Origin of the sequence: Pseudomonas sp. NPDC089741, from assembly GCF_044748825.1 — a bacterium.
Classification (GTDB): domain Bacteria; phylum Pseudomonadota; class Gammaproteobacteria; order Pseudomonadales; family Pseudomonadaceae; genus Aquipseudomonas; species Aquipseudomonas helmanticensis.
Window position 1 is genome coordinate 183,715 of sequence record NZ_JBIVGT010000005.1, and the last position, 15,802, is coordinate 199,516.

The 15,802-nt window shown below is 60.8% G+C and carries 18 protein-coding genes; 12 read left to right on the forward strand and 6 right to left on the reverse strand.

The features are described from left to right. Positions 1–46 precede the first annotated feature (46 nt). Both ACIPZE_RS07925 and ACIPZE_RS07930 read left to right on the forward strand, forming a co-directional pair. A complete protein-coding gene (locus tag ACIPZE_RS07925; RefSeq protein ID WP_400772270.1) occupies positions 47–727 on the forward strand; it encodes an SOS response-associated peptidase in 681 nt (226 codons plus the stop codon). A gap of 334 nt (positions 728–1,061) precedes the next feature. Further along, positions 1,062–1,334 (forward strand): hypothetical protein, encoded by a 273-nt coding sequence (locus ACIPZE_RS07930; protein WP_129396115.1) that lies wholly within the window; start codon positions 1,062–1,064, stop codon positions 1,332–1,334. A 47-nt stretch (positions 1,335–1,381) separates the two neighbouring features. Here ACIPZE_RS07930 and ACIPZE_RS07935 read toward each other — a convergent pair whose 3' ends face one another. From ACIPZE_RS07935 to ACIPZE_RS07945, 3 genes are all read right to left on the reverse strand, one after another. Beyond that, positions 1,382–1,528: a hypothetical protein gene (locus ACIPZE_RS07935; protein WP_164979428.1), complete on the reverse strand. Its 147-nt coding sequence runs from the start codon at positions 1,526–1,528 to the stop codon at positions 1,382–1,384. A 63-nt stretch (positions 1,529–1,591) separates the two neighbouring features. After that, on the reverse strand, positions 1,592–1,906 hold the full coding sequence (locus ACIPZE_RS07940; protein ID WP_064389414.1) for an AzlD domain-containing protein: 315 nt from the start codon (positions 1,904–1,906) through the stop codon (positions 1,592–1,594). Then, positions 1,903–2,601, reverse strand: coding sequence for an AzlC family ABC transporter permease (locus tag ACIPZE_RS07945; protein ID WP_129392590.1), 699 nt, complete (start codon positions 2,599–2,601; stop codon positions 1,903–1,905). The genes ACIPZE_RS07940 and ACIPZE_RS07945 overlap by 4 nt, the downstream gene beginning before the upstream one ends. A 181-nt stretch (positions 2,602–2,782) precedes the next feature. Here ACIPZE_RS07945 and ACIPZE_RS07950 point away from each other — a divergent pair, with 181 nt between their 5' ends. After that, positions 2,783–3,718 (forward strand): sensor domain-containing diguanylate cyclase, encoded by a 936-nt coding sequence (locus ACIPZE_RS07950; RefSeq protein WP_283436842.1) that lies wholly within the window; start codon positions 2,783–2,785, stop codon positions 3,716–3,718. A gap of 52 nt (positions 3,719–3,770) precedes the next feature. Continuing rightward, positions 3,771–4,145, forward strand: a complete 375-nt coding sequence (locus tag ACIPZE_RS07955; protein WP_400772273.1) for a DUF2784 domain-containing protein — start codon at positions 3,771–3,773, stop codon at positions 4,143–4,145. On the opposite strand, the gene ACIPZE_RS07960 is transcribed toward ACIPZE_RS07955, so the two are convergent. Next, complete coding sequence (locus ACIPZE_RS07960; protein ID WP_400772275.1) at positions 4,146–4,673, reverse strand: DUF3087 domain-containing protein; 528 nt, start codon at positions 4,671–4,673, stop codon at positions 4,146–4,148. Positions 4,674–4,896: 223 nt separating this feature from the next. On the opposite strand from ACIPZE_RS07960, the gene ppnN reads away from it, so the two are divergent. After that, positions 4,897–6,270 (forward strand): nucleotide 5'-monophosphate nucleosidase PpnN, encoded by a 1,374-nt coding sequence (gene ppnN / locus ACIPZE_RS07965; protein WP_047598267.1) that lies wholly within the window; start codon positions 4,897–4,899, stop codon positions 6,268–6,270. A gap of 199 nt (positions 6,271–6,469) precedes the next feature. Here the strand turns inward: ppnN and ACIPZE_RS07970 are convergent, their stop codons facing one another. Next, positions 6,470–7,864: an FAD/NAD(P)-binding protein gene (locus ACIPZE_RS07970; RefSeq protein WP_400772276.1), complete on the reverse strand. Its 1,395-nt coding sequence runs from the start codon at positions 7,862–7,864 to the stop codon at positions 6,470–6,472. Continuing rightward, a complete protein-coding gene (locus ACIPZE_RS07975; protein ID WP_400772278.1) occupies positions 7,865–8,428 on the reverse strand; it encodes a helix-turn-helix domain-containing protein in 564 nt (187 codons plus the stop codon). A gap of 85 nt (positions 8,429–8,513) precedes the next feature. Here ACIPZE_RS07975 and ACIPZE_RS07980 point away from each other — a divergent pair, with 85 nt between their 5' ends. The 7 genes from ACIPZE_RS07980 (at position 8,514) to ACIPZE_RS08010 (ending at position 15,728) form a co-directional block, all read left to right on the forward strand. After that, complete coding sequence (locus tag ACIPZE_RS07980; protein ID WP_283436846.1) at positions 8,514–9,452, forward strand: DMT family transporter; 939 nt, start codon at positions 8,514–8,516, stop codon at positions 9,450–9,452. Between the two features lie 218 nt (positions 9,453–9,670). Next, positions 9,671–12,589 (forward strand): monovalent cation/H+ antiporter subunit A, encoded by a 2,919-nt coding sequence (locus ACIPZE_RS07985; RefSeq protein ID WP_129392569.1) that lies wholly within the window; start codon positions 9,671–9,673, stop codon positions 12,587–12,589. After that, on the forward strand, positions 12,589–12,933 hold the full coding sequence (locus ACIPZE_RS07990) for a Na+/H+ antiporter subunit C (RefSeq protein WP_008085854.1): 345 nt from the start codon (positions 12,589–12,591) through the stop codon (positions 12,931–12,933). Before ACIPZE_RS07985 ends, ACIPZE_RS07990 begins: the two co-directional genes overlap by 1 nt. Then, complete coding sequence (locus ACIPZE_RS07995; protein ID WP_129392566.1) at positions 12,930–14,609, forward strand: monovalent cation/H+ antiporter subunit D; 1,680 nt, start codon at positions 12,930–12,932, stop codon at positions 14,607–14,609. The genes ACIPZE_RS07990 and ACIPZE_RS07995 overlap by 4 nt, the downstream gene beginning before the upstream one ends. Next, positions 14,606–15,094, forward strand: coding sequence for a Na+/H+ antiporter subunit E (locus ACIPZE_RS08000; protein ID WP_283436849.1), 489 nt, complete (start codon positions 14,606–14,608; stop codon positions 15,092–15,094). Before ACIPZE_RS07995 ends, ACIPZE_RS08000 begins: the two co-directional genes overlap by 4 nt. Beyond that, entirely contained in the window at positions 15,091–15,369 is a 279-nt protein-coding gene (locus ACIPZE_RS08005; RefSeq protein WP_007910754.1) for a K+/H+ antiporter subunit F, read from the forward strand. Before ACIPZE_RS08000 ends, ACIPZE_RS08005 begins: the two co-directional genes overlap by 4 nt. Further along, the gene (locus ACIPZE_RS08010) at positions 15,366–15,728 is read left to right on the forward strand and encodes a Na+/H+ antiporter subunit G (protein ID WP_283436850.1); all 363 of its coding nucleotides are present in this window, start codon (positions 15,366–15,368) and stop codon (positions 15,726–15,728) included. The genes ACIPZE_RS08005 and ACIPZE_RS08010 overlap by 4 nt, the downstream gene beginning before the upstream one ends. Positions 15,729–15,802 lie beyond the last annotated feature (74 nt).

Here is a 15,802-nt window from a genome sequence, read left to right on the forward strand (position 1 = left end):
GCGCAAGGGCAACTAAGCTGAAGTCGTCCAACCGGAGGTTCAGCTCATGTGCGGAAGACTCTCGCAGTACCGTGGCATTCACGACTTCGTCGCCGTGCTGAGCATTCCCGATGCGCTGATCAACCATGTCGGCGATGCACCGCTGGGCCGCTACAACGCGGCGCCGACCACTGCGCTGGCGGTGCTCCATCAACACGAACAACGCGTGCATGCCGACAATCTGCGCTGGGGTTGGCGCCCGCATTGGGCCAAGGATCGCGCGGCACCGATCAATGCGCGGGTGGAGAAAGTTGCGCATGGCCCGTTCTTCCGGGCGATCTGGCGTCAGCGTCTGATCGTACCTGTCGACAACTGGTTCGAGTGGGTCGATGCCGAGGACAAAAGCCGACAGCCGTGGCTGATTCGTCGCGCCGATCACGCGCCGGTTTTCTGCGCGGCTATCGGCCAGTTGCCGACACCGGGTGCCGAAGCGCGCAATGACGATGGATTCGTGATCATCACCGCTGACAGTGCCGGCGGCATGCTCGATATCCATGACCGGCGCCCGGTGGTGTTCTGCGCAGAATTGGTGCACGAATGGCTCGACCCCGCCACGCCCGTCGAACGCGCCGAACAGATGCTGTTGTTCGAAGGCGACAGCAGCGAAAACTTCGCCTGGCACAAAGTCGGCAAAGCCGTGGGCAATGCGCGCAATCAAGGCGCGAGCCTGATTCTCGAACAACCCTAAATATCTCCGCGCCCCTCGCGTCTATCCCCTGTAGGAGCTGCCGCAGGCTGCGATCTTTTGCTGTTGATCAGCAAAGTCAAAAGATCGCAGCCTTCGGCAGCTCCTACACGTGACGCACGGGCTTTACAGGTGGTGTTTCATTCTTGAATCAAGGCCCTTGAAACAAGCGTTCGAATGAATTAACCACTGGTCTGACATTTCAATCGTCATACATACATTTAGATGCACTACGGATAGCATGCGCGCCGCATTTCCGATTGGCATACCAGTTGACCAAAGAGTCAATAAATCAGGAATCTCCCCACAACTTCTACAAGCCTTGCAGAGAAATAAGTTGCGCGACGATTTTGCAATCAAACAGGTCAGCGGCCTGGAGTGTATTTTTCTGTCGATGACAGAACGCTTTGAACTCGACTGTTTTATCGGCCATTACATCAAAACCCGAAACCTGCGATCCGTTCCCGACATCGAACGTATCCTGCGCACCACCCTCGAAGGATATCCCGGCCATCCGCCGGTGATGGTCAACGAGCTCAATGCCTGGATCGACAAAACCTTGGGATATCGGGCGTCACACCCCGATTTCACGCAGATGGACGATCTTTGAAACGAACAAAAAGCCCCGCTCATGCGGGGCTTTTTCATATCAATGGGTCAGAACTTGCGATCAGGATCGGACAGCTCCCTGCCATCGTCGTGCTTCCATGTCTGTTCCTTGTGTTTCTCGCGTTCGATTTCCTCTTGCGTCGGCTCGTCTGTGTCTTCGTCATCCGGCTCCGGATGTTTTTGCTCAGTCGCCATGCCCACCTCCCGTCACAAGTAAACTGCCATCCTTACAGCGTAGAACAGTTTTAATCGGCCAACTTACAACCACCAGCGCAACACAAAGAAGAACGCCATGCTCAACAACATACTGAGCAAAGTGCTGCGCGTGTATATCACCAGCCCGATCGCCACAAGCGAACTAAGCAGATAGGGGTTGTCCCACTGCAGATTCAGCTGTTTGTCGGGCATGAATACAATCGGCCCGCAGATCGCAGTCAACATGCCTGGCACGGCAAACCCGAGAAACTGCCGGGCATTGCTGCTCAAACGCACCGGCAAGCGCGGTTCGAGAAACACGTAGCGGTTGAGGAACACCAGAATCCCCATGCCGAAAATCACTGCCCAGACCATCATGTGCGCCCCCGATAGAGTTTGTTGCAGATAAATCCGGCGGTCATACCCGCCAGCCCCGACAACACCAGCGCCGAACCCCATTGCCAATAACTGAACAACACCGAGCAGAACAGCGACACCGCCACGCACACCACGGTCGGCACGTTGCGCACCACCGGAGTGATCAGGGCAATGAAGGTTGCCGCGATCGAGAAGTCCAGGCCCAGATGCTCAAGCCCAGGAATGCTGCTGCCGAGAACGATGCCGGCGAGGGTGAAGAGATTCCAGGCGATGTAGAACGTCAGGCCGACGCCCAACGCGTACCAGCGATTGAACTGCTGGCGGTCATGCTGGCTGGTCAAGGCGAACAACTCGTCGGTGAGCAAAAAGCCCAGGCCGATTCGCCAACGCCCCGGCAGCGGTGAAATCACCGAACGCATGCTCATGCCGTACAACAAATGCTGCGACGTCAGCAACACGGTCGTCAGCAGAATCGAGAAAATCCCCGCGCCGCCCTTGAGCATGCCAATCGCAACCAGTTGCGCAGCGCCGGCAAAGACGATGCTCGACAAGCCCTGCCCTTGCAGCGGGGTGAGATTGGCTTCAATCGCCATGGAACCGGCCAGCAGCCCCCACGGCGCAGTCGCCAGAGACAACGGCATGATCGCCGCCGCGCCGCGAAGAAACGCACTGCGCGGCAAAAGTGAGTCAGACATAACGCTCTTCAACCAGAGAAACGGTCGCAGACTGTGCCAGTAAACGCTGTTTTCTGGCTTGAACAATCTTGCGCACTTGGAGGAAATCGCTTGGACTGGCCGTTCATCGGCCCACCGCTTGCAAGCCTTCGATGCTAGCAACATGCTGGCGCTGCATTTTCCCCAGGACACCAAACCCGCCATGACCGCTATCGACAATGACGTGTACAAGACCCTGTTGGAATCGACCAAAGCCATTCCATGGCGGATCGACTGGAAAACCATGACCTTCAGCTACATCGGCCCGCAGATCGAAACCCTGCTCGGCTGGCAGCAGGACAGTTGGGTCGGGGTCAATGACTGGGTCGAGCGCATGCACCCGGACGATCGCGATTACGTCGTCGAATTCTGCGTGTCGCAGTCGCGTGCCGGCGTCGATCATGAAGCCGATTATCGTGCCCTCACCAGCAGCGGCGACTACGTGTGGATCCGCGATGTGGTGCACGTGGTGCGCAAGGACGGCGAAGTCGAAGCGCTGGTCGGCTTCATGTTCGATATCAGCGAACGCAAGAAAACCGAAGAGCATCTGATCCGATTGCAGAAGCAACTCGAAGAGTATTCCTTTCAGGACGGGCTCACCGGCATCGCCAACCGTCGCATGTTCGACACGATTCTCGAACGCGAGTGGGCCAGTGCACAACGCAGCGGATTACCGCTGTCACTGCTGGTGCTCGACATCGACTACTTCAAGCAATACAACGACCATTACGGCCACATCAAAGGTGACGAATGCCTGCGCCAGGTCGCCAAGACGCTATCGCTCGCGGCCAACCGGCCACGGGATTTCATCGCGCGTATTGGCGGTGAAGAGTTTGTCTGGCTGTTGCCGGAAACCGATGCCGAGTCGGCGCGTCTGGTGGCGCGCAAATGCCTGCACTTGATTCGTCAGCAACAGATTGCACACGCGCATTCTGCGGTGTCGTCGCTGGTCAGCCTCAGCCTGGGCGTTGGCACGACGCAAGCCGCTGCCGGCGACGACCCTCTGCACTTCGTCGAACAGGTCGACAAACTGCTCTATCAAGCCAAGCACAACGGGCGCATGCGCGCCGAATTCGCTGATTTTCGCACTGACGTTTAAGCCGCTGACGGGCGTAACATAGCGCCATTCACACTCGCGTCAGGGAGACCACATGCTGTACCGAATCGCAGCCGACGGGCTGGTGCTGTTTCATTTGTGCTTTATTTTGTTCGTGCTGTTTGGCGGGTTGCTGGTGCTGAAATGGCCGCGTATGATGTGGCTGCATTTGCCGGCAGCGGCCTGGGGCGTGGCGGTCGAGGTGTTGCACCTGACCTGCCCGCTGACCTACTGGGAAAACCTCATGCGCCACGCCGCCGGGCAGACCGAATACGCCGGCGGTTTCATCGAGCATTACGTCTGGCCGATCATCTATCCGGCCGGGCTGACCCCGCAGATTCAACTGGCACTGGGCAGCGTGGTGCTGGCGGTCAACCTGCTGGTGTATGGCCGTTTGATCCGCTCATGGAAGCTGCGCCGAGCGCTGTAATCAACGCGACTTCTGCTTCAGGGCTTCCAGCCAGGCCGGGTCGAGTCGCTTCTGCTCAGTGTCGAGACCCAACGCCTGCATCCGCTCCTTGTGCGCTTCGACTTCGCGCCACAGTTGCCCATGATCGCTGGAGTTACCGTCCAGTTCATGCATTTGTGTCAGCCCCAGATGATAGAAGCGCAACACTTTCATTGCCGTTGGATCATTGTTCTCGACGGCTGCCGTCACCTGATGCATCACATTGGTGATGCTCATCAGGTTGCGCTTGAGCCGCCAGCTGTACACCGCCGGGGCCATCCAGCTCTGATTCCAGAAGCGCCCGCGCAGCAACGCCGCCGTCAGCAGGAACGCGACGAACACTCCACCGACGTTGAACCGCAGATTATCGCCACCAGGCTCACCGAACAGCGCCACTGCGACGCTGGAAAACAACATCGCCAGCACCAGGAACAACACAGCGATGATGATCGTGCTGCGCCGGGTCTGCTGGCGAAAAGTGGCGGCGTCCATTGGCTGAATCTCGAACATCACAAATGACTTCCTTGAGCGACAAAAGGGGCAACGGAAAAAACTCGCCGGCGCATTATCGCCTCTACGAGGGATTTAGCTATGCTGGGGCTCCTTTTCATCTTTTCAGCGTCCAACGGGGACATGGCGGTACAGCGCAGATCGTGCCATCTTCATTCATGGATACACACTATTCGGATGCCATCGCCTAGTCTTGAGATGACATCGTTTTAAGGATCATTGCATGACCCAACGACACGTAATCAATGCCTCGGTCAGCCCGAAAGGCAGCCTGGAAACCCTTTCTCAACGTGAAGTCCAGCAACTGAGCGAAGCCGGATCCGGCAGCACCTACACCCTCTTCCGCCAGTGCGCCCTGGCCATCCTCAATACCGGCGCCCATGTCGATAATGCCAAGACCATCCTCGAAGCCTACAAGGACTTCGAAATCCGCATTCACCAACAGGATCGCGGCGTACGCCTGGAGCTGCTGAACGCTCCGGCCGACGCGTTCGTCGACGGCGAGATGATCGCCAGCACCCGTGAAATGCTCTTCAGCGCCCTGCGCGACATCGTCTACACCGAAAACGAACTCGACAGCCAACGCATCGACCTCAGCACCTCGCAAGGCATCAGCGACTACGTTTTCCACCTGCTACGCAACGCGCGCACCCTGCGCCCGGGCGTTGAGCCGAAAATCGTGGTGTGCTGGGGCGGCCACTCGATCAACACCGAAGAATACAAATACACCAAGAAAGTCGGCCACGAACTGGGCCTGCGCAGCCTCGACATCTGCACCGGTTGCGGCCCCGGTGTGATGAAAGGCCCGATGAAAGGCGCAACCATCGCCCACGCCAAACAGCGTATTCATGGCGGGCGTTATCTCGGTCTGACCGAGCCGGGCATTATCGCGGCTGAGGCGCCGAACCCGATCGTCAACGAACTGGTGATTCTGCCGGACATCGAAAAACGTCTGGAAGCCTTCGTGCGTGTCGGCCACGGCATCATCATCTTCCCGGGCGGCGCCGGTACGGCTGAGGAGTTCCTTTATCTGCTCGGCATCCTCATGCACCCGGACAACGCCGGCCTGCCGTTCCCGGTGATCCTCACGGGGCCGAAGCATGCCGCGCCGTATCTGGAGCAGCTCGACGCCTTCGTCACCGCGACCCTCGGCGAAGCGGCCAAGCAGCACTACGAAATCATCATCGACGACCCGGCCGAAGTCGCGCGGCAGATGACTCAAGGGCTGAAAGCGGTGAAGCAGTTCCGTCGCGAGCGCAACGACGCGTTTCACTTCAACTGGCTGCTGAAGATCGACGAAGGCTTCCAGCGTCCATTCGATCCGACCCACGAAAACATGGCCAACCTGAAACTGCACCGCGACCAGCCACCGCATGAACTGGCGGCGAATCTGCGTCGGGCGTTCTCAGGTATCGTTGCCGGCAACGTCAAGGACAAGGGCATTCGCCTGATCGAAGAACACGGGCCGTACCAGATCCGTGGTGACGCAGCGATCATGCAACCGCTCGATGCGCTGCTCAAAGCTTTCGTCGCCCAGCACCGGATGAAACTGCCGGGTGGCGCGGCGTATGTGCCGTGTTATCGCGTGGTGGCGTAACACTTTCAGCCACGACGCGACAAATGTAGGAGTGAGCCTGCTCGCGATAGCAATCTGTCAGTCACCTTATATATGACTGAACCACCGCTATCGCGAGCAGGCTCACTCCTACAGGGATTTGGGTGCACACAAATTTTGCACTCACCCAGATCCAATGTGGGAGCCAGCCCTGCTGGCGATGGCGCCTGAAGGAACAACCTCAGCCCACCAACCGTAACGCCAACGCCTTCGCCTGCAACGCCACATCCGTCACCGCCGTACTCTCCCACCACATTCCGCGTAACGGCGGCCCCATCGCAAACACCCGGCTGGACGCACGCCCATCGGCATCCAGCACAGCGCCGTCAACCGCCGCCGCAATCCCCAACGCCAACGGCCCCGGCTGTATCAAGCCGCGCGCCAGCAATTGTTGTGGCAACGGCCGCGCCACTCGGCGCCAGTCGTATTCGATGCCACTGGAATTGATCAGCGCCGCCCCCTGCACCACGCAGGTTTCAGACTCGCCGCGACGTCGAATGCGAATGCTGATGCCATCTTTCGAATTCGGCTCAAGCCCTTTGAATGAAGCCGCCTGAATCCGCAGACGCCCTTCGCCGTGCAAGCGCTCGACCAACGCCGCGCTCAACGGCGGCGAGCGATGGTGATGGCTCTCCCACCACGGCCGCACATGGCGTACGAATTGTCGCCGCTGCACGTCAGTCGCCTGACTCCACAAGCGGGCGATATGCACCCGCACCGTGTCCAGCGGTGCCTGCCAGTCGACACCCTGGGCGATCGCGTCACGACAGTGTCGGCGCAACTCGCGCAGCAACTGCCGTGGTGTACGTATGCTCTGATCGTCGCCGAGAAAGTCCGGCCACGCCGGCGGCTGGCGGCGCGCATGGGGCAACAGGCCATGCCGGGAAAACACCTCGATCGGCCCGCGATGCCCCGCCTGCTCGAGCGATACCACGGCGTCGACCATGGTCAGTCCGGAACCGATGATCAGCACGCTCGCCTGCGGATCGAGTTGGCGCATGGCCGCGACGTTCCATGGGTCCAGCGCGGCGGCGTTGAGGCCACTGGAGTGTTTCTGCGCAGTGCGCGCGGCAGGGAACATGCCGGTGGCGAGTACCGCACAAGCACCTCGCAACGATTGGCCATCGCTCAAGCTGAGCAACACCGCATCGGCATCGGTTTGCAGGTCCAGCACTTCGGCGCAAATGTGCTCGACCGTCGACCCCTGCTGCGCCCCCACCCGTCGGGCTTCAGCCAGGCGCTGCTGCACATACACGCCAAACAGTCCGCGCGGTGGAAACAGCTCGCTGATCGGCACGTTCTGTTCGGCAGACTCTGGCCAGCCGCCAGCCGCAATATGTTCAGTCAGCCATTGCGTGAGGTCATCGGGGTTATCCGGATCGACGCTCATCCGCGCCGCATTGCCATTCAGCGTATGGCCCAGCTCGACTGCGCTATACGCCTCGCCGCGTCCGAGTTCGGCACGCGGCTCGATGATCAGGATTGTTCGCCGCCCTGCCTGACGCAGCAATTGCACGGCCAGCATCGTGCCGCTGAGGCCGCCACCGATGATCATAATGTCCGCGTCGCACGCCATTCAAATCACCACATTACGCACAAACCGCGCCGCGACTTCGCCATCGTTGCGATAGGAATGCGGTTGGTTACTGGCAAACATGAAAAACTCCCCCGTGCCGATTTGTTGCGGCTGATCGCCGAGCATCAGCGTCAGGCACCCTTCGAAGACGAAAATCTGCTCGCTCCAGCCCTCGGCATCCGCTTGCGAGGGATAGACCTCGCCCGGCTGCAGGCACCACTCCCACTGTTCGACTTCGCGGGTGGCGGTGGCTTTCGACAGCAGCACCGCTTTACTGCCGGGAATCGATCCCGCCCATGCCACTTCGTTGATCCGACTCGGGTCGCGGGCGTCCGGCGCCTGGATCAGATCGCTGAAGGCGACGTCGAGCGCCTCGGCGACGCGGTCGAGGGTGGTCAGGCTGACATTCTTCTCGCCCGCTTCGATCGCCACCAGCATCCGCCGACTGACTCCGGATTTTTCCGCCAGCGCGGTCTGGCTCATGTCCGCGGCGTGGCGCAGGCGTCGAACATTCTGGCTGACATGTTGCAGAACGGAGGTTCGTTGAGTCGAATCTTTGTGCACTATATTGCTCACTTGGTGAGGTTGGGCAGTATACTGCGCAACGTTGGGCGCATTGTGCGTCCTCCTTTTTATAGTGCGCAAGGTCATGACGTCGCAGAACACTTCCCCCACCTCCCTCCGCTTCTCCCGCTTCAGCAAGGCCGAGTGCGTGCTGGTGCTGATCACCATGGTCTGGGGCGGCACGTTTTTGCTGGTTCAGCACGCGATGACCGTCAGCGGGCCGATGTTTTTCGTTGGCCTGCGCTTTGCGGCGGCAGCGTGCATCGTGGCGCTGTTCTCATGGCGTCACTTGCGCGAATTGACCCTGTTCGAACTCAAGGCCGGCGCCTTTATCGGCGTGGCGATCATGCTCGGTTACGGCTTGCAGACCGTCGGTTTGCAAACGATTCCGAGCAGTCAGTCAGCCTTCATCACGGCGTTGTACGTGCCCTTCGTGCCGTTATTGCAATGGCTGGTGCTCGGGCGCCGACCGGGGTTGATGCCGAGCATCGGCATCATGCTGGCGTTTACCGGTTTGATGCTGTTGTCGGGGCCGTCCGGGGCCTCGCTGAATTTCACTCCCGGCGAGATTGCCACGCTGATCAGCGCCATCGCGATTGCCGCCGAGATCATTTTGATCAGCACCTATGCCGGCCAAGTGGATGTGCGCCGGGTCACCGTGGTGCAACTCGCGACGACGTCGGTGCTGTCGTTTCTGCTGGTGGTGCCGACGGGCGAAATGATTGCGGACTTTTCCTGGACGCTGCTGGTGACGGCGCTGGGCCTGGGCGCCGCGAGCGCGGCGATTCAGGTGGCGATGAACTGGGCGCAGAAAAGTGTTTCGCCGACGCGGGCGACGTTGATCTATGCCGGGGAGCCAGTGTGGGCCGGGATTGTCGGGCGGATTGCCGGCGAGCGCTTGCCGGCGATTGCGCTGGTGGGGGCCGGGTTGATTGTTGCGGCGGTGATTGTCAGTGAGTTGAAGACCAAGGGTAAGGTTGTAGCAGAGGTCGATGAAGGGTTGGAGAGCGAGAGCAGTAACTGAAAGCAAGATCAAAAGATCGCAGCCTGCGGCAGCTCCTACACGGGATCAATGCAGGAGCTGCCGCAGGCTGCGATCTTTTCGGCCCTTTTGATTTCTTCGAAACAAGGCTAAACATTAACTATTCAGACTACTTTGTAGGATTCTGAGACATCCTGGCGTTTGGTGATCGGGGAGCTGGCACGTATGATGCTTCACAAACTTCCGCAGATTAGAAGCCTATGTCCCTGATAGTTCTACTGCTTCTGCCATTCATTGGCAGCTGTCTGGCAGCGGTGCTGCCTCACAACGCGCGTAATACCGAATCCCTGCTGGCAGGTCTGGTCGCTTTGATCGGCACCGTCCAGGTCGCCTTGTTGTACCCGCAAATTGCCCATGGCGGCGTGATCCGCGAAGAATTCATGTGGCTGCCCAGCCTCGGCCTGAACTTCGTCCTGCGCATGGACGGCTTCGCCTGGCTGTTCTCGATGCTGGTCCTCGGCATCGGCACCCTCGTCTCTTTATATGCCCGCTATTACATGTCGCCGGATGATCCGGTGCCGCGCTTCTTCGCGTTTTTCCTGGCGTTCATGGGCGCCATGCTCGGTCTGGTGATCTCCGGCAACCTGATTCAGATCGTGTTCTTCTGGGAACTGACCAGCCTCTTCTCCTTCTTGCTGATCGGCTATTGGCACCACCGCGCCGACGCGCGTCGTGGCGCCTACATGGCGTTGATGGTCACTGGTGCCGGCGGATTATGCCTGCTGGCGGGGGTCATGATTCTCGGCCATGTCGTCGGCAGCTATGACCTCGACAAGGTCCTGGCCGCCGGCGATCTGATTCGCGCACATGCCCTCTACCCTGTTCTGCTACCCCTGATTCTTATTGGCGCACTCAGTAAAAGTGCGCAATTCCCCTTTCATTTCTGGTTGCCGCACGCAATGGCGGCGCCGACACCCGTCTCCGCTTATCTGCACTCGGCGACCATGGTCAAGGCCGGGGTGTTCCTGCTCGCGCGTCTGTGGCCGTCGTTGTCCGGCAGCGAAGAATGGTTCTACATCGTCAGCGGCGCCGGCGCGTGTACGCTGCTGCTCGGCGCGTATTGCGCGATGTTCCAGAACGACCTCAAAGGGCTGCTCGCCTATTCGACCATCAGCCACCTTGGCCTGATCACCCTGTTGCTGGGCCTGAACAGTCCGCTGGCGGCCGTCGCGGCGGTGTTCCACATCCTCAACCACGCCACGTTCAAGGCCTCGCTGTTCATGGCGGCGGGCATCATCGACCACGAAAGCGGCACCCGTGACATCCGCAAGCTCAGCGGCCTTATCAAACTGATTCCGTTCACGGCGACCCTGGCGATGGTCGCCAGCGCCTCGATGGCCGGCGTGCCGTTGCTCAACGGTTTCCTCTCGAAGGAAATGTTCTTCGCCGAAACCGTGTTCATCAACGCCACGGCGTGGGTCGAAGCGGCGCTGCCGATTGTCGCGACCATTGCCGGTACATTCAGCGTTGCCTACTCGCTGCGCTTCACTGTCGATGTGTTCTTCGGGCCACCGGCCACCGACCTGCCGCACACCCCGCACGAACCGCCACGCTGGATGCGCGCGCCCGTCGAGTTGCTGGTGTTCACCTGCCTGCTGGTGGGGATTTTCCCGGCGCAGATCGTCGGCCCGCTGCTCGCGGCGGCAGCGCTGCCAGTAGTCGGTGGCGTGCTGCCGGAATACAGCCTGGCAATCTGGCACGGCCTGAATGCGCCGATGATCATGAGCCTGATCGCCATGTCCGGCGGTATCGTCGTCTATCTGCTGCTGCGCAATCAGCTCAAGCGTGGCCGCTTCAAATACCCGCCGCTGATCGGCCGTTTCAACGGCAAGCGCCTGTTCGAGCGCAGCCTGGTGGTGATGATGCGCATGGCCCGCCGCGTCGAGCGGCGACTTGGCACCCGACGCCTGCAAATGCAATTGTTCCTGATGGTATTGGCGGCGGTGCTCGCCGGCCTGATCCCGATGCTGCACAGCAGCCTGAGCTGGGGCGACCGACCGAAGATCCCCGGCTCGATCGTCTTCGTGACTCTCTGGCTGCTGGCCATCGCCTGCGCCCTCGGCGCCGCCTGGCAAGCCAAGTATCACCGTCTCGCGGCACTGACCATGGTCAGCGTCTGCGGCCTGATGACCTGCGTGACCTTCGTCTGGTTCTCCGCGCCCGATCTGGCCCTGACGCAACTGGCGGTCGAAGTGGTGACCACGGTGCTGATCCTGCTCGGCCTGCGCTGGTTGCCACGCCGTATCGAAGAAGTCTCGCCACTGCCAAGCAGCCTGCGCAAGGCGCGCATTCGTCGTCTGCGCGACTTGCTGCTGTCGATTGCCGTCGGTGGCGGCATGGCCCTGTTGTCCTACGCCATGCTCACGCGGCAGACGCCGAACGACATCTCCTCGTTCTACCTCAGCCGCGCCATGCCTGAAGGCGGCGGCAGTAACGTGGTCAACGTGATGCTGGTGGATTTCCGTGGCTTCGACACCCTCGGCGAAATCACCGTGCTGGTCGCCGTGGCGCTGACCGTGTTCGCCCTGTTGCGACGCTTCCGCCCACCGAAAGAAAGCCTGCAACTGCCAGCCCAGCAACGTTTGCTCGCGCCAGACGTGGTCACCGACCTGGTCAACCCGCGTTCGGCCAGCGACACCGCGCTCGGCTTCATGATGGTGCCGGCCGTGCTGGTGCGCCTCCTGCTGCCGATTGCGCTGGTGGTGTCGTTCTACCTGTTCATGCGCGGACACAATCAGCCGGGTGGCGGTTTTGTTGCCGGGCTGGTGATGTCGGTGGCGTTCATCCTGCAATACATGGTCGCCGGTACGCAGTGGGTCGAGGCGCAAATGAGCCTGCGGCCGCTGCGCTGGATGGGCACCGGGCTGCTCTTCGCCACGGCCACCGGCCTGGGCGCGATGCTGGTCGGTTATCCGTTCCTGACCACGCACACCTGGCATTTCAGCTTGCCGCTGCTCGGTGACATCCATATCGCCAGCGCATTGTTCTTCGACATCGGCGTGTACGGCGTGGTGGTCGGTTCGACGCTGTTGATCCTCACCGCCCTCGCCCACCAATCGGTGCGAGGCCACAAGACCGCATCGCTGCCCAAGTCCGTCGCCAGCAAAGGAGCCGTCTGATGGAAGAAGTCATCGCAATCGCCATCGGCGTGCTCGCCGCCTCCGGCGTCTGGCTGATCCTGCGGCCACGGACTTTTCAGGTGGTCATGGGCCTGTGCCTGCTGTCGTATGCGGTCAATCTGTTCATCTTCAGCATGGGCAGCCTGTTCATCGGCAAGGAGCCGGTAATCAAGGACGGCGTCACGCAAGACTTGCTGCACTACACCGATCCGCTGCCACAGGCACTGGTACTGACGGCGATCGTCATCAGCTTCGCCATGACCGCGCTGTTCCTCGTCGTTCTGCTCGCCTCGCGCGGCCTGACCGGCACCGACCACGTCGACGGCCGGGAGCCTAAAGAATGATGGCGATGACTCACCTGATCGCCGCACCGATCCTGCTGCCGCTGCTGACCGCCGCCATCATGCTGATGCTTGGCGAGCGGCACCGGCCGTTGAAGGCGAAAATCAACCTGTTCTCCAGTCTCGTCGGCCTGTTCATTTCGGTGATGCTGCTGCAATGGACGCAAACCACCGGCGTGCCCGGCTCCATCGGCGTGTACTTGCCGGGCAACTGGCAAGCGCCATTCGGCATCGTGCTGGTGGTCGATCGCCTGTCGGCGCTGATGCTGGTGCTGACCGGGATCATCGGCGTCAGCGCTCTGCTGTTTGCGATGGCGCGCTGGGACGGTGCCGGTTCGAGTTTCCACGCGCTGTTCCAGATTCAGCTGATGGGCCTGTATGGCGCGTTCCTGACGGCGGATCTGTTCAACCTGTTCGTGTTCTTCGAAGTATTGCTCGCCGCGTCTTATGGCCTGTTGCTGCACGGCTCCGGCCGGGCGCGAGTGTCGTCGGGGCTGCATTACATTTCGATCAACCTGCTCGCCTCGTCGCTGTTCCTGATCGGCGCCGCGCTGATCTACGGCGTTACCGGCACGTTGAACATGGCCGATCTGGCGTTGAAGATTCCACTGGTGCCGGAAGCCGACCGTGGCCTGTTGCACGCAGGTGCGGCAATTCTCGCGGTAGCGTTCCTGGCCAAGGCCGGCATGTGGCCACTGAATTTCTGGCTGGTGCCGGCCTATTCTTCGGCGAGCGCACCGGTGGCGGCGATGTTCGCGATCATGACCAAGGTCGGCATCTACACGCTGCTGCGTTTGTGGACGCTGCTGTTCTCCGGTCAGGCCGGTGCCTCGGCGTTCTTTGGAGGTGACTGGCTGATCTACGGCGGCATGGTGACCATGGCCTGCGCGGCGCTGGCGATACTGGCCGCGCAACGCCTGGAGCGCATGGCCAGCCTGAGCATTCTGGTGTCGGCGGGAATTCTGTTGTCGGCGATCGGTTTCGCCCAGCCGAACCTGATCGGCGCCGCGCTGTTCTATCTGGTCAGCTCGACTCTGGCGTTGAGTGCGCTGTTCCTGCTGGCTGAGTTGATCGAGCGCTCGCGCTCGGCCAACGAGATCCCGCTGGAAGACGAAAGCGAACTGCTGCCGCGTCCGCAGGAATCCCTGCAACCGCCCAAAGGCATCAACCTCGATGACGAGCAGAAAGCCGTAGTCGGTCAGGTCATCCCGTGGACCATGGCATTTCTCGGCCTGAGCTTCATCGCTTGCGCACTGCTGATCATTGGCATGCCGCCGCTGTCCGGTTTTATCGGCAAGCTCAGCCTGATCGGCGCGTTGCTCAATCCGTTGGGCCTGGGCACCGCCGCGCCGATTTCCACTGGCGCATGGGCGCTGCTGGCGCTGCTGATCCTGTCGGGGCTGGCGTCGCTGATGGCGTTCTCGCGCCTCGGCATCCAGCGTTTCTGGACACCCGAGGAGCGCCCGTCGCCGCTGCTGCGCAAACTCGAATGCGCGCCGATCTTTCTGCTGCTGGGGCTGAGTATCGCCCTGACCTTCAAGGCGGAACCGCTGCTGCGCTACACCCAGGCCACCGCCGATGCGCTGAACAATCCGCAGCAATACGTCATGGCGGTGCTCGGCACCCGCGCGGTGCCAAGCCCCGAAGCCAAGGCGGCGATGCTGGAGGTGCAGCCATGAAGCGTGTATTTCCTGCCCCGTGGTTGTCGCTGGCACTGTGGGCTTTGTGGCTGACGCTGAACCTGTCGATCAGCCCGGGCAATCTGTTGCTCGGCGCGATATTGGGTTTCGCCGCGCCCTTGATGATGCGCAAGTTGCGCCCGAAACGCGCGCGCATTCGCCGTCCAGGCACAATCCTGCGCTTGTTCTTCCTCGTCGGTCGCGACGTGGTGATGTCCAACCTGATCGTCGCTTGGGGCGTGCTCAATGCCGGTCGCCGGCCACCGCGCTCGCGCTTCGTCAAAGTGCCGCTGGATCTGCGCGACGCCCATGGCCTGGCGACGCTGGCGATGATCTGCACGGTGGTGCCCGGCACGGTCTGGTCGGAGCTGGCGCTGGATCGCAGCATTCTGTTGCTGCACGTGTGGGATCTGGATGACGAAGCGCATTTCATCGAGCACTTCAAGAGCACTTACGAGCGGCCGCTGATGGAGATTTTCGAATGAGCCCATTACTGTCGAACGCGATTCTGCTGACGCTGTTCCTGTTCTCGCTGGCGATGGTGCTGACGCTGGTCCGCCTGTTCAAAGGGCCGTCGGCACAGGATCGGGTACTCGCGCTGGACTACCTGTACATCGTTGCGATGCTGATGATGCTGACGTTGGGCATCCGTTATTCCAGTGACACTTACTTCGAGGCCGCGCTGCTGATTGCGCTGTTCGGCTTCGTCGGTTCATTTGCCTTGGCGAAATTCCTGCTGCGTGGCGAGGTGATCGAATGAATGCTGAATTATCGCTATGGATCGAGATTCCAGTGGCGACCCTGCTGGTGCTCAGTGGCGTGTTTGCCCTGATCGGTGCAGTCGGGTTGTTGCGGATGAAGGATTATTTCCAGCGCATGCACCCGCCGGCACTGGCGTCGACACTGGGCGCCTGGTGTGTCGCGCTGGCGTCGATCATTTGCTTCTCGGCGCTGAAATCCGCGCCGGTAGTGCATGCCTGGCTGATTCCGATTCTGTTGGCGATCACCGTACCGGTAACTACGCTGCTGCTGGCGCGGGCGGCGTTGTTCCGCAAGCGCATGGCCGGGGATGATGTGCCGGCTGAGGTCAGTAGCCGGCGGACCGAGAGCGGTAGTTAACCCGTAAAAGATCGCAGCCTTCGGCAGCTCCTACATTGATCCCTGTAGGAGCTGCCGAAGGCTGCGATCTTTTG

Excerpts from the sequence above, each read along its gene's own strand:
- ACIPZE_RS08000 (WP_283436849.1), top strand. The coding sequence starts at position 14,606 with ATGAAGCGTGTATTTCCTGCCCCGTGGTTGTCGCTGGCACTGTGGGCT.
- ACIPZE_RS07995 (WP_129392566.1), top strand. The coding sequence starts at position 12,930 with ATGATGGCGATGACTCACCTGATCGCCGCACCGATCCTGCTGCCGCTG.
- ACIPZE_RS07985 (WP_129392569.1), top strand. The coding sequence starts at position 9,671 with ATGTCCCTGATAGTTCTACTGCTTCTGCCATTCATTGGCAGCTGTCTG.
- ACIPZE_RS07970 (WP_400772276.1), bottom strand. The coding sequence starts at position 7,864 with ATGGCGTGCGACGCGGACATTATGATCATCGGTGGCGGCCTCAGCGGC.
- ACIPZE_RS07980 (WP_283436846.1), top strand. The coding sequence starts at position 8,514 with ATGACGTCGCAGAACACTTCCCCCACCTCCCTCCGCTTCTCCCGCTTC.
- ACIPZE_RS07960 (WP_400772275.1), bottom strand. The coding sequence starts at position 4,673 with ATGTTCGAGATTCAGCCAATGGACGCCGCCACTTTTCGCCAGCAGACC.
- ACIPZE_RS07955 (WP_400772273.1), top strand. The coding sequence starts at position 3,771 with ATGCTGTACCGAATCGCAGCCGACGGGCTGGTGCTGTTTCATTTGTGC.
- ACIPZE_RS07935 (WP_164979428.1), bottom strand. The coding sequence starts at position 1,528 with ATGGCGACTGAGCAAAAACATCCGGAGCCGGATGACGAAGACACAGAC.
- ACIPZE_RS07945 (WP_129392590.1), bottom strand. The coding sequence starts at position 2,601 with ATGTCTGACTCACTTTTGCCGCGCAGTGCGTTTCTTCGCGGCGCGGCG.
- ppnN (WP_047598267.1), top strand. The coding sequence starts at position 4,897 with ATGACCCAACGACACGTAATCAATGCCTCGGTCAGCCCGAAAGGCAGC.
- ACIPZE_RS08005 (WP_007910754.1), top strand. The coding sequence starts at position 15,091 with ATGAGCCCATTACTGTCGAACGCGATTCTGCTGACGCTGTTCCTGTTC.
- ACIPZE_RS08010 (WP_283436850.1), top strand. The coding sequence starts at position 15,366 with ATGAATGCTGAATTATCGCTATGGATCGAGATTCCAGTGGCGACCCTG.
- ACIPZE_RS07990 (WP_008085854.1), top strand. The coding sequence starts at position 12,589 with ATGGAAGAAGTCATCGCAATCGCCATCGGCGTGCTCGCCGCCTCCGGC.
- ACIPZE_RS07925 (WP_400772270.1), top strand. The coding sequence starts at position 47 with ATGTGCGGAAGACTCTCGCAGTACCGTGGCATTCACGACTTCGTCGCC.
- ACIPZE_RS07950 (WP_283436842.1), top strand. The coding sequence starts at position 2,783 with ATGACCGCTATCGACAATGACGTGTACAAGACCCTGTTGGAATCGACC.
- ACIPZE_RS07940 (WP_064389414.1), bottom strand. The coding sequence starts at position 1,906 with ATGATGGTCTGGGCAGTGATTTTCGGCATGGGGATTCTGGTGTTCCTC.